This window comes from Novosphingobium sp. (genome assembly GCF_031424035.1).
GTDB lineage: Bacteria > Pseudomonadota > Alphaproteobacteria > Sphingomonadales > Sphingomonadaceae > Novosphingobium.
Map to the genome: position 1 here is coordinate 190,538 of NZ_JANPGP010000027.1, position 13,131 is coordinate 203,668.

Genomic DNA, 13,131 nt, shown 5'->3' on the forward strand with positions numbered 1-13,131 from the left:
CCTGATCATGGCTGACAAGCCGCGCCATTCCTCCGCGGTCACGTTGGATCGCATCCTGGCGACGGCGCGGGACGCCTTTGCCGAACATGGTTTTGACGGGGCGCGGCTGGATAGCATTGCCAAGGCGGCGGGCGTGACCAAGCAGCTGGTATATCACTATTTCAAGACCAAGGAGGAGCTCTACAGCGTGGTGCTGGACCGCGTTTCGGATGAGGTGCTCGCCATGCTCGACAGCCCGGACTACGATACCTTGCCGCCGGGAGACGCCGTTTGCAGCCTGATAGGCCGGGTCATCGATGCCTATGTCGAGCGGCCCTATATCGCCGGCATGACGGTTGATCAGGGCCTGCACAAGGGCGAGCACATCTCGCGTCATTCAAAATACATGCCATCGGTGCGCGTCTTTGTGGCCGAAAGAGTGGCACCCATGCTGGAGCGCGGCGTTGCCGAAGGCCTGTTTCGCCCCGACATCGATGCCCGACTGTTCTACTGGTCGATCTTTGCTCTGGCTTCCGCCCCGTTCACCCAGAGCTGGGCCATGGCGCAAAGCACCGGCATCGATTTTTCGCGCGACGATGGCATTGCGCTGTGGCGTGATCATGTCAGCAGCTTCGCCTTGCAGGCGATCATGCGGCGCGCTTTACCGCGTTAAAAAGAACCGCCTTCCCGTTCCGCCGTCGATGCCCAACATATTCGCCAAGCCAAAAAGGCATCAAAGGAGAGGCGGAAATGGCATCCTATATTGTTGGCGTGGTCAGCAAGCATGATCTGGAACGCTATCAGGACTACGCGATGGCGGGCTTTCGCCTGATCGATGGTGTCGCTGTGGAAGTCGGGCTGGCCGAGCAACCCGAAGTGCTGGAGGGAAGGTTCCCCGGGACCTCGATCATCATCATGAAGTTTGCCGACAATGATGCCGCCCGCAAATGGTATGACAGCGAAGGCTATCAGGAAGTCATCCCGATACGGCAGGCATCGGCAGACACCCACTTCGTCATCACGTTCCAGTCATAAGGCGCGCGCGAACATGGCTACCTTCAAGCACCTGTTCAGCCCGTTCAAGATTGGCGCGCTGGAACTTCGCAACCGCGTTTTCATGTCACCGCATGGCATGGTCGGGCTTGGCATCGGCACCGATGCGCAGGTTGGCTATTTCGAGGCACGCGCCAAAGGCGGTTGCGGTTTCATGGTCATCGCCAGCTGTCAGGTGGTTCCCGCGCCGCAAGTGCCGCCGGGATGGTTCATTGAAGCCTATAATCGCGATCATATCCCGGCGATCCGGCGCATCGTTGATGCCGTGCACGGCCATGACAGCAAGATTGTCGTCCAGGGCGTTTGGATGCAGGCCGATCCTGCCACCGGCCAGGCGTCGGGCATGGCCCCGCATACTGTGCTCAGCGATAGTCAGCCGCGCTCGATGACTGTGGCCGAGATCCAGGCCCTGGTGGAAGCGCATGTCGTGGCGGCCTGCCATGCCGAGGAGGCCGGAGCGGATGGCTTCGAATTTCCCATCGGTGGCGGTGCAGGGCTGCAGAGTTTTACCTCGTCGCTCTACAACCACCGGACAGACGAATACGGCGGCAATCTGGATAACCGGATGCGCATGGTGATGGAAATCATCGAAGGCATCCGTGCGCGCTGCAAACCGGAATTCGTGCTGGGCCTTGCCGTCAATGCCGATGACACGACCCTCGGCGGAGAGGGGTTGAGCGAAGGGCTGGCGATCTGCAAACTGCTGTCGGACAGCGGCAAGGTTGATTGGCTGCGTATCACCGCCCGCGGTCAGAAGCCGCAGATGACGCACTTCCATTATCCATCGTCCTATCTCGGCGAGCAGGGCACCCATGTCTATGCCGCCGCCGAGGTGAAGAAAGTGGTCAATATCCCGGTTGTCAGCGGTGGCCGCATTCTTGACGCCGCCCATGGTGACAAACTTATCGACGATGGCAAGGTCGACATGATCTTTGTTGCCCGTTCGGTCATTGCGGATCCTGAATGGCCAAACAAATCACGCAACGGCCAAAACAGCGAAATTCGCGCCTGCATAGGCGATCTGGAAGGCTGCTTTTTGCGTTCTTGCATCGGTCATCCGGTGGGCTGCACAGTCAATCCGGAAATTGGCAGCGAGCATCTGCCGCCGCTGGCGCCAGCTGGGCGTATAAAACGGGTATTGATCGCCGGCGGCGGCCCTGCCGGAATGCAAGCGGCGCTCGTTGCGGCGCAGCGCGGCCATAGCGTTACCTTGCTGGAGAGGTCTGGTGTTCTGGGCGGCCATGTGACTTTGCAGGCGAAACTGCCCGGCCTTGAAGATCGCAGCGATATTATCCGCTGGCTGCAATTACAGTTGGGCAAACACGCGGTGAAGATCCGGCTCGACACCGAAGCCACGCCCGAACTGATCGCAGAGCTGGAGGCAGAAGCTGTCGTGATCGCCACCGGTGCAAACTATGCCCGCAACGGCGTGAGCAAGAGCCAGCTTGCCCCGGTGCCCGGCACAGACCTTGCCCATGTCCTGACTCCGGAAGATCTGCTGTTGGGCAATGCCCGCACTGGCCAGCGCGTGGTCGTCTATGACAACACGTCCTACGAGGTTGGGCCGGGTATTGCCGAACTGTTGGCCGACCAGGGCAAGGAAGTAATTTTCGTTACAGCCGATAGCGGTCTTGCCATGTCCGTGACCGAAATCGGGATAAACAAAGTGATCAGTAAGCGCTTGTTGCCCAAAGTGACTTTCATCCCGCAAACGGTGATAACGGCAATTGATCCGGCGGATGTGACGCTGGTCCATGCTTATACAGGTGCCGTGACCGTGCTTGAGAATGTCGACAACACAATCGTCGTAACGTCTAAGCCGCCGAATGAATCGCTGTATCATGCGCTCATGGCATCCAGTCCCTGCAACGGCCTCGAAGTGCATTTGATAGGTGATGCAAGAGAGGCACGGTGGAGCACCTTTGCGACTGATGAGGCAATCAAGGATGGTAGGCGGATAGGTCTGATCTTGTGACAATGAATTGATAAAAAGATAATAATATCAATAACTAAATCCACTAGAAAAATTATTCACATCAAAAAACAGGCCCTGCCGATAGATAGGTGTGAAGGGGCATAGTCAGGACCAGCTACCGATCCAGCAGTGAAGCCATGCGCAGAAGCGCGGGAACAAGCTGCGCCGGATCAGCCAAGGCAAAGCCAATTTTGCTTGGCAGGACTTACTCGGGAGGGAACTGAATGGACATTCTTCGTAGTCGCAGCAATCTGCTTGCCACCACCGTGCTTTCGATCGGACTGCTGGCGAGCGCACCTGCCTTTGCCCAGGCCACGCCAACCCCTCAGGCCGGTCAGGCCGAGGACGACCAGAGCGGTATCGCAGACATTGTGGTTACGGCCCGCAAGTCTTCGGAAAACCTGCAGTCAGTCCCGGTGTCGGTGACCGCGCTCAATGCCGAGGCGCTTGAAAGCAAGCAGGTCTTTGAAGTGACCGATCTGGCTCGTACCGCGCCTAGCCTTACCATCAGCACTGGCGGTACCGGCCCGGCGTCCATCGTCTACCTTGCCATTCGCGGCCAGGCGCAGAACAGCCCGAACTCGCTGTCGGATTCCTCTGTCGGCATCTATGTCGATGGTGTCTATGTTGCTCGCCCGATGGTCGGCAACCTCGGTTTCCTTGATGCTGCAAGTGCTGAAGTCCTACGCGGCCCTCAGGGCACGTTGTTTGGTCGCAACACGACTGGTGGCGCGCTGAACCTGACGTCCAATCAGCCCAAGAATATCCTTGAGGGCAGTCTCAAGGTCGGGGCCGGCAACTATGACCAGCGCATGGTTGAAGGCATACTCAATGTTCCGTTGGGTGAAGAGCTGGCCGTGCGATTTGCCGGTCGCTATAGCGAGCATTCGGGGTATTTCCGCAATCCCATCGCTGGCTATCCCCAAGGCAGCGTGAATGGTGAATATGTCGCCCGCGCAACCTTGAAGTGGGAACCTGCTGCGCTGCCGATCAAGCTGACCATCACTGGCGAATATGTTGACTACAAGGACAACGGCAACGCCACTGCGGTTGCTGCCATCAATCCTGCAGTCCTTACGCAGGCCAGCAATGGGGCCTATATCAACTCCGAATTCGCTTCCTTTGTCACCGCGGCACAGTTGCCAGCGTTCACGGCCGCCAACTCCAAGTGGACAGATACTTTCTCTGCGCCGCGCACTGGCGATCCGCTGATCGACCAACTGCATAATACGAACCGGGTGAAGTCCACTGCGGCTACATTCGAATGGGATCTGGGCGGGGCTAACCTCAAGTCGATCACCGCCTATCGGACCTCGTTTACCGAGGACAGCCTCGATCTGCAGGGTGTTCCTTCGACAGCGGTAGCCGGTAGCCCGCCTATCGCCTTTGCCCAGGGATGCCTTGCCAATGTCCCGTCGCTGGTTGCTGCCTGCACGGGTGCCTTCACTGCTAACTACGCCTTGGTCATTCCAGCTGCTTTCGGCCCTTATGTCCCTGGCTTGGTTGACGCGCGTTCAGCCTTCGTCAGCACATACAATCAGGAACAGTTCAGCCAGGAGCTTCAGCTTTCCGGCAAGAGCGGCAACCTGGATTGGCAGACCGGGGTTTACTACTTCGTCGAAACCGGTGACGAGCAGTCTCGCTCATGGGTCTTCGGCGGACTTGCCCGGGCGCGTACGCTGAGTGACTTCAAATCCAGCTCATTCGGTGCCTTTGCGCAGCTTAACTACCATCTCACTGATGCCATTCGGATCACCGGCGGATTGCGCTACACCTGGGACAAGCGCAGCATTGATCGGCACAGCACCAACGACTGGTCACTGCCTGACAATCTTGAGAAGTGCACGGTTGGCGCAAACACCGGGCTCACGGCTGCTGCCGCACCTTGCACAGCGGCAAACAGTGCCAGCTTCAAGTACCCTGCATGGACCTTTGGCATTGACTACCGTGTCAACGATCAGCTGTTCCTCTATGCAAAGACCAGCGGTGCATCGATGTCGGGCGGTTTCAACTCGCGAACTGTCCCCGCGCCGTTCACTCAGCAGTTCCAGCCTGAAACCGTGCGCGATATCGAAGTCGGCCTGAAGGGCGATTTCCTTGATCGCCGCCTGCGTACCAACCTTTCGGTCTTCACATCATGGCAGGGCAACGTCCAGCGCATCGTCAACGCGCTGGTCGGCACGAGCCTCACGCAGTTTGTCACCAATGCGGGCAAGGTGCGCGCCAGTGGCGGTGAAATCGAAGTGACGGCCATTCCCTGGACGGGAATGGAACTGACGGGCAGCGCAGCCTATCTTGATGCCAAATATGTTGCCGGCAGCCGCTTCGAAAATCAGGGTACTGCTGCGGCACCGATCCTGGTCGATCGTTCGGGCGAACCGGTTACGCAGGCACCGAAGTGGACGTTGAATTTTGGCGCCACACAGAAGGTGCCGACATCGTTTGGCGAGATGTCCTTCCACATCGATTATGCCTACACGACCGAAAAGGCCATGGACTCGTTTACTACCAAATCCATCGCACAGGGCGGCACACAGGCCAACATTGATGCAGTGGCAATTGCCAACCGGGCCTCGATCATCAAGGGCTATGGCCTGCTTAACGGCCGCATTACGTTCAATCTCGAAAACCCGAAGATTGAGCTTGCGATCTGGGGCCGTAACCTGGCCAACAAGGCATGGTTCACCAACGTGTTCAATAACTACACCGGGCTTGGTGCCACGGTGCAGTTCCAGGGTGCCCCGCGCACCTTCGGCGCAACGCTTGGTTACAAGTTCTGATAAGCTAGACGTCAGACTTGAAGGCAAAGGGATGGCCGCTCCGGATCTGGGGCGGCCATTCTTTTTTGGCATAGGACTCGCGGGTTGAATGGTATTGCTTGCAAGCCGTTCTGGTCGTGCAAAACGCTCATGAATTGATCTGGAGACTATCCATGCCGACAGGCCCCTTATCCGGAATTCGTCTCATCGAAATGGATGCGATTGGTCCGGTGCCACTGTGCGGTATGATCCTATCGGGCCTTGGCGCAGAGATTGTGCGAATCTGCCGGCCCGGAGGGCAGCAGGCCTGGAGCGATGTGGGTGATGCCGTCTTGCTGCGTGGCCGCACGAATGTTTCGCTCAACCTGAAATCCGAGGCTGACCGGGCCCTCCTGCTTGACCTTGTCGAGCGGGCTGACGGAATCATCGAAGGGGCACGGCCCGGAGTGATGGAACGGCTGGGCCTTGGTCCTGACAAGTGCCTCGCCCGCAATCCCCGTCTGGTCTATGGCAGGGCGACAGGCTGGGGGCAGCAAGGACCGTTGCGGCTGACTGCCGGACACGACATCAATTACATCGCGATGACCGGCGCATTGCACGCGATTGCCCAGGCAGGACAGCCGCCCACTGTTCCGCTCAATCTGGTTGGGGATTATGCTGGCGGCACCATGTTTCTGGCACTGGGGATGGTTTCGGCCATCCTTTCAGCCAAGACGACGGGCAAGGGCCAGGTGGTCGATGTGGCGATGGTCGATGGCGTGGCGAACTTGCTAAGCTTGTTCCATGCGTTCATCGCCACGGGCCTTTGGCAGGACCGGCCAGCCGCCAATCTGCTGGATGGTTCCGCACCATTCTATCGCTGCTATACCTGCAAGGACGGAGGCCATGTTGCTGTCGGCGCGCTTGAGCCGCAGTTCTTTGCGCAGCTGCTGGCTGGGCTCGAAATTCCCGCTGATAGCTATGACCAGAACGATCAGACGCAGTGGCCCGCAATGATTGCTCAGTTTACCGAAATCTTCCTGTCGCGACCTCGGGACGAATGGGAAGCCGTCTTTGCCGGGACCGACGCCTGTGTGTCGCCAGTCCTGTCCATGTGCGAAGCCATGGAGCATCCGGCAAATGTATCACGGCAGGTCTTTGTCACCCACGCCGGTGTCATGCAGTCCGTGCCAGCGCCCAGGTTCTCTGGAACCCCCGGCCAGATCAATGACAGTTCAAGCTTGACCGCGCCTGATGTTCTCACAGCTTGGCAGCAAGGCTGATTTCGCGCTCGCCTGTCAGAGCCTGATGATCCGCTTGCCCAGATTTTCCCCGCGGTAGAGCCCGGCCAAAGCGTCAAGGCAGGATTCCAGCCCATCGGTCACGTCTTCGGCATAGTGCAATTTCCCCTCGCGGACCCAAGCCGTAAGGGTTTCTATGGCGCTGTCCCACAGGTCGAAATGGTTCAGCACGACGAAGCCCTGCATTCTGGCAGACTTGACCAGGAGATGGCGCTCCACACGCGGTCCGCTGGGCCAAGGATCCCATTGTGCGATGGCGGCGGTACCACAAACCACAACGCGCGCCCCTTGGGCCAGACGTGGATAGACCGTGTCGCTGATCATGCCAGCAGTGTTGTCGAAGTAGACATTCACGCCATTCGGACAGGCAGCATCCAGCGCCTCGCCCAGGCCATCAGCCTTATAGTCCAGTGCATGGTCATAACCGAACAGATCCCGGCATTGCGCCGCTTTGACCGGGCCGCCAGAAATTCCGACCGTTGTGCACCCCAGTATGCGGGCGATCTGGCCGACGGCTGAGCCGACTGATCCGGCTGCGGTGGAAACCACGACAGTATCGCCCCGCTTCGGTTCGCCTGCCAGTGTCAGGCCAAGCAAGGCAGTGACGCCATTGATGCCGAGCACTCCCAGCGCCAGCGACGCGGGCAAGTCTGTCTGATCGATCCTGCGGACTATGGCCTTCGCGGTGACCGTGGCGAAGGTCTGCCAGCCGAACCACCCGGTGACAATCTGTCCGACGGGCCAGCCGGCATCGGTGCTTTCGACGATTTGCCCCACGGCGAGTGATTTCATGACCGCGCCAATTGCAACCGGCTCGGCATAATTGTTTGCATCGGCAATCCACCCGCGCATGGCCGGCTCCACCGACAGAAACCGGTTGGCAATGCGGATTTCGCCCGGGGCAAGCGGGTTGAGCGGCCTGTCCACTACCTGGAAATTTTGGGCTTGTGCGATGCCTGTCGGCCTCGAAACCAGGATTACCTGACGGTTCACGGGAAGCTCCTGAGTGTTGCGCCTAGTAAAGCCATGGCCATTCCGCGCCGTCCTATCGCAGGGTAGGTGTGAAAAGCAGGCTGGGCCAGAAAGGGAAGGCGTAAATGCCAGACTTTCTCTGGCTCGCCCGGAATCCAGGAGAAGCCCGAAAATGCGCGATGTTTTCATCTACGACCATGTCCGCACCCCGCGGGGACGCGGCCGGCCCGATGGTTCGTTGCACGAAATCCCCGCAATCCAGCTGGTCACCCAGTTGCTGGAAGCGGTGCGGGATCGCAATGACCTTGATACGGCCCTGTTGGACGATGTGGTGATTGGCTGTGCCCAGCCAGTTGGCGAACAGGGCGGGGTTCTGGCTCGCGGCGCGGTGCTCAATGCCGGATATGCCGATACAGTGGGCGGTCAACAGGTCCACCGGTTCTGCGGATCGGGGCTTGAAGCCGTGAACAACGTTGCCGGCCAAGTGGCCTCGGGCATGGCCATGGCGGGTATCGGCGGCGGCGTCGATTCGATGAGTCGTACGATCATGGGGTATGACAGCGGCGCCTGGGCCGCCGATCCCAGCGTGGCGCTGCACAATTATTACACGCCGCAGGGGATCGGCGCCGATCTCATCGCCACGCTCGAAGGCTATAGTCGTACCGACGTCGATAGCTATGCGGCCGAAAGCCAGCGCCGCGCTGCGGTCGCTTGGGACGAAGGCCGGTTTTCGCGCTCAATCGTACCTGTGCGTGACGTCATGGGCGAGATCGTGCTCGACAATGATGAATTCCGCCGCCCTTCCACTACGGTGGAATCGCTCGGTGCGCTCAAGCCGGCCTTTGCCGGGATGGCCGCGATGGGTTTTGGCCGCGTGGTGCGCGAACGCTATCCGCAAGTGGAGGAAATCAACCATGTCCACACCGGCGGCAATTCCAGCGGCATCGTTGATGGTTCGGGCGTCGTCCTGCTGGGCAATGCCGAGTTCGGCAAGGCAACCGGGCTGAAGCCGCGCGCGCGGATGCGCTCCTGGGCGTCGATCGGGTCTGAACAGACGATCATGCTCACCGCTCCGGTGGCCGTCGCGCAAAAGGCACTGAGGAACGCGGGAATGACCGCCGACCAGATCGACCTTTGGGAATTGAACGAGGCATTCGCCAGTGTTGTCCTGCGCTTCATGAGCCACATGGAAATCGAACACGACAGGATCAACGTCAACGGCGGTGCGATTGCCATGGGCCATCCGCTGGGGGCAACCGGCGCAATGATCCTGGGCACCGTGCTCGACGAGCTGGAGCGCCGCGACCTCAATACTGCCATGACCTTGCTGTGCGTCGGCAACGGCATGGGCACTGCTGCCATCATTGAACGGGTCTGATACGATGCGACATATTGCACTTGAAACCGGCGCTGACGGCGTCGCCATCCTCACCCTGAACAATGCCGACGAAAGCATGAACGTCGTCTCCGACGACTGGCTGGGCGAAATGAACGAGGCTATCGCTCAGTTGCGCGCCAATGATGCGGTGACTGGCGTGATCATCACGTCCGGCAAGAAAGCCTTCATGGCGGGTGCCGATCTGAAGGCGATGGTCAGCGCTTATGGCAATCTGACGGTCAAGCAGGCCTATGAATTCAGCCAGAAAGCCACAGCGATGCACCGCGCGCTGGAGACCATGGGCAAGCCCGTGGTGTGTGCGATGAACGGTCTGGCGCTGGGTGGCGGTTTTGAACTGGCGCTGGCGTGCCATTACCGCGTGCTGGCAGACGATCCCAAGGCGGTGGTTGGTCTGCCCGAAGTCAATGTCGGCCTGCTGCCGGGCTCGGGCGGCACCCAGCGCCTTGCGCGGATGATCGGCGTCCAGGCTGCTCTGGACTTGCTGCTGACCGGGCGTTCGCTGGCACCTGCCGATGCGCTCAAGGCCAAGGTGGTCGATGCGCTGGCCCCCGCCGGAGATGTCATTGCCGCTGCCAGGGCATGGCTGGCGACCGGGCCAAGCCCGGTGCGCAAGTGGGATGTAAAGGGCTATGCCGCACCCGAACAGCGCATGATGATCATCCCGGAAGTGGCGATGGGATTCTCGGTTGGCGTGGCACAAGTGGTCGACAAGGCGGGCTATAACCTGCCGGCGCCCGGTGGGATTCTGTCAGCGGTGTTCGAAGGCATCCAATTGCCGATGGACAAGGCGCTGTCGGTGGAAAGCAAATACTTCGCCAAGCTGCTGACCGATCCGGTGGCCCGCAACATCATCCGCACCACCTTCATCTCGAAGCAGGCCGCCGAAAAGGGCGCGCGTCGCCCCGTTGGGGTGCCCAAGACCACCTTCACCAAGGTCGGTGTGCTTGGCGCAGGCATGATGGGCGCCGGGATCGCGTTGGTATCGGCGCAGGCCGGGATCGACGTCGTGCTGATCGACCGTGATGTCGCCACTGCCGAAAAAGGAAAAGGTTATTCCGCCAAGGTGTTTGGCAAGTTGGTGGCGAAAGGCACGATGACGCAGGACAAGGCCGACGCCATTCTGGCTCGCATCACCCCGACGGATGATTTCGCGAAGCTCGAAGGTTGCCAGATGGTGATCGAAGCGGTGTTCGAGGATCTGGGCATCAAGGCCGAAACTACGCGCAAGGCCGAAGCGATAATCCCTGCTGACGCGATCTTCGCCAGCAACACGTCAACCCTTCCGATTGGCCAATTGGCTTCGGCTTCGGCCCGTCCGGGGCAGTTCATCGGCACGCACTTCTTCTCGCCGGTTGACCGCATGGGGCTGGTTGAAGTGATCATGGGCAAGCAGACAGCGCCAGAAACGCTGGCCAAGGCGCTCGATTTCGTGGCGCAGGTGCGCAAGACGCCGATTGTCGTCAATGACAGCCGCGGTTTCTATACCAGCCGTGTGTTCCGCATGATGATCTTCGAAGGCGTCGCAATGCTTGAGGAAGGCATTGAGCCTGCCCGTATCGAAAACGCGGCCAAGGCAGCTGGTTTCCCGGTCGGCCCACTGGCGCTGCTCGACGAAGTGACGATGGAATTGCCGGTCAAGATCCTTGAGGATGCCGCTGGTGAAGCGGGCAATACCTATACGATCGAAAAGGGCATGGCCGTTCTGAAGCGCATGATCGCGCTGGGCCGCGGCAGCCGCAAGGCTGGCGGCGGATTTTACGCCTATCCGGAAGGTGCGCCCAAGCACCTGTGGACGGGGCTGGCCGAGGAATTCCCGGTCACCGCAACGCAGCCCGATCAAGCCGAACTCAAGGCCCGCCTGCTTTGCGCGCAGGCCATCGAAACCGCCCGCTGCTTAGAAGAAGGCGTTATCGAAACGGCTGAGGACGGCGATCTGGGGGCAGTCTATGGCTGGGGCTTCCCGGCGTGGACCGGTGGGACGCTGAGCTACATCGACACAGTGGGCATTGCCGCTTTCGTTGCCGAGTGTGATCGCCTGGCCCAACTGTATGGCGAGCGATTCCTCCCTTCGGCCTGGCTGCGTGCCAAGGCGGCCAAGGGCGAAGGCTTCTATCCCGCCACTGCAGTCTGAGGAGGCAATTTCAACATGCGCCGTGTGATCTTCGAATCAGAGCACGAACAGTTCCGCGATTCGGTCCGTCGCTTCATGCAGGCAGAAGTCGCGCCGCACGCGGATCGCTGGCGCGAAGCGGGCATGGTTGATCGCGAAACCTACCTGAAGGCCGGGGCGCAGGGCCTGCTCTGCGTCGATGCCGAGGAACGGTTTGGCGGCGCGGGGATCAGCGATTTCCGCTTCAACCAGATAATCATCGAAGAAAACATGCGCCACGGCGACATCGGGTTCTACATCAATCTGCACAACGATCTGGTTGCGCCCTACATTTCCAAGCTGGGCAATGAGGAACAGAAGGCGCGCTTCATGCCTGGGATTGTCTCGGGAGAGACGATTCTGGCTGTCGCGATGACCGAGCCGTCCACCGGAAGTGATCTTGCGGGCATGAAGACCCGGGCAGTCAAAAAGGGCGATCACTGGGTGCTGAACGGCGCCAAGACTTATATCTCCAACGGCATTCTCGGCGACCTGATTGTCGTGGCCGCCCGCACCGATCCCGACCGGCCGCATGGCATCAGCCTGTTCCTGATCGAACGCGGCATGGAAGGCTTCGAACGTGGCCGCAAGCTGGAGAAGATGGGCCTCAAGAGCCAGGATACCGCCGAACTGTTCTTCAACGATGTGAGGGTGCCTGAATCGAACCTGCTTGGCGAGGCCGGTCAGGGGTTCAAGTATCTCGCGCGGATGCTCGCGCAGGAACGCCTGGTCGCGGCCATCGGCTTCACCGCCACGGCGCAGACTGCTTTCGATCTGACGCTGCAATACGTCAAGGAACGCCGAGCCTTCGGAAAACCCATCGGCGCCTTCCAGAACACCCGCTTCAAGATGGCCCAGATGCGCGCCGAACTGGACATGGCGCAGACCTATGTCGATCAGTGCGTGCTGCTGCTCAACGCAGGAGAATTGTCAGCAGAGGATGCGTCGGCGGCTAAGTTGCTGTCCAGTGAGCTTGAAGCCCGGGTCATGGACCAGTGCGTCCAGTTCCACGGCGGTGCGGGTTATATGGAGGAGTACCGCATCAGCCGGATGTACACCGATGCGCGCATCAGTCGGATTTTCGCAGGCACCAGCGAGATCATGCTGGAAATTATCGGGCGAGGGCTGGGGTTGGACGAACGCAAGATGAATTGAGCTGGACGAGGCGCGGAATCGACTAACTCGTGTGCTGGCTCATACGGAGGTGGTTGATGATCAGGTCGGTTGCTCACATTCCGGACCTTGGGAAGGGGACTGCCCAGAAATTGGCAGATTTCGAGCCGGAGACCGGGGCTGGAGAAGAAATAAGTAGGGTTTTGCTTTCGGCCGCCGGCATTCTTGCCCGCGTCGTCGTCCGGAAAATCTGGTCGTCATGGCTTGCCTATGACCCGCATGCGCAATGAGCTCGCGTGCGACGGACTGCTCAATCCAGAGTGGCAGAAAATTCTTGAATGCTGGTTTTGGATGGGTTTACCCTGCAATCAAACCAATTTGACGATTTGCAGGGTAACCCTTGCATTTTGCGGTTTTACCCTGCATTTTCCACAAATGTGAAACTTGCAGGG

At 59.7% G+C, this 13,131-nt stretch carries 9 protein-coding genes; 8 read left to right on the forward strand and 1 reads right to left on the reverse strand.

The genetic code is table 11. The annotated features are described in order from the left end of the window. Positions 1-7 precede the first annotated feature (7 nt). The 5 genes from RMO89_RS04240 (at position 8) to RMO89_RS04260 (ending at position 7,028) form a co-directional block, all read left to right on the forward strand. Positions 8-652, forward strand: coding sequence for a TetR/AcrR family transcriptional regulator (locus RMO89_RS04240; RefSeq protein ID WP_264415394.1), 645 nt, complete (start codon positions 8-10; stop codon positions 650-652). Between the two features lie 77 nt (positions 653-729). Further along, complete coding sequence (locus tag RMO89_RS04245; RefSeq protein WP_264415395.1) at positions 730-1,014, forward strand: DUF1330 domain-containing protein; 285 nt, start codon at positions 730-732, stop codon at positions 1,012-1,014. Then, a complete protein-coding gene (locus RMO89_RS04250) occupies positions 911-3,007 on the forward strand; it encodes an FAD-dependent oxidoreductase (RefSeq protein ID WP_310531395.1) in 2,097 nt (698 codons plus the stop codon). Before RMO89_RS04245 ends, RMO89_RS04250 begins: the two co-directional genes overlap by 104 nt. Positions 3,008-3,231: 224 nt before the next feature. Continuing rightward, complete coding sequence (locus RMO89_RS04255) at positions 3,232-5,787, forward strand: TonB-dependent receptor domain-containing protein (protein ID WP_310531396.1); 2,556 nt, start codon at positions 3,232-3,234, stop codon at positions 5,785-5,787. A 152-nt stretch (positions 5,788-5,939) separates the two neighbouring features. Next, the gene (locus RMO89_RS04260; RefSeq protein WP_310531399.1) at positions 5,940-7,028 is read left to right on the forward strand and encodes a CaiB/BaiF CoA-transferase family protein; all 1,089 of its coding nucleotides are present in this window, start codon (positions 5,940-5,942) and stop codon (positions 7,026-7,028) included. A 15-nt stretch (positions 7,029-7,043) separates the two neighbouring features. Here RMO89_RS04260 and RMO89_RS04265 read toward each other — a convergent pair whose 3' ends face one another. Next, the gene (locus RMO89_RS04265) at positions 7,044-8,039 is read right to left on the reverse strand and encodes an NADP-dependent oxidoreductase (protein WP_310531401.1); all 996 of its coding nucleotides are present in this window, start codon (positions 8,037-8,039) and stop codon (positions 7,044-7,046) included. A 151-nt stretch (positions 8,040-8,190) separates the two neighbouring features. Between RMO89_RS04265 and RMO89_RS04270 the strand changes: the two genes are divergently transcribed. Genes RMO89_RS04270 through RMO89_RS04280 form a run of 3 tightly spaced genes read left to right on the forward strand, consistent with a single transcriptional unit; the run spans position 8,191 to position 12,721 of the window. Further along, the gene (locus RMO89_RS04270; protein WP_310531403.1) at positions 8,191-9,396 is read left to right on the forward strand and encodes an acetyl-CoA C-acetyltransferase; all 1,206 of its coding nucleotides are present in this window, start codon (positions 8,191-8,193) and stop codon (positions 9,394-9,396) included. Positions 9,397-9,400: 4 nt separating this feature from the next. Further along, positions 9,401-11,548: a 3-hydroxyacyl-CoA dehydrogenase NAD-binding domain-containing protein gene (locus RMO89_RS04275; RefSeq protein ID WP_310531405.1), complete on the forward strand. Its 2,148-nt coding sequence runs from the start codon at positions 9,401-9,403 to the stop codon at positions 11,546-11,548. Positions 11,549-11,563: 15 nt separating this feature from the next. Next, positions 11,564-12,721, forward strand: a complete 1,158-nt coding sequence (locus RMO89_RS04280) for an acyl-CoA dehydrogenase family protein (protein ID WP_264415401.1) — start codon at positions 11,564-11,566, stop codon at positions 12,719-12,721. Positions 12,722-13,131 lie beyond the last annotated feature (410 nt).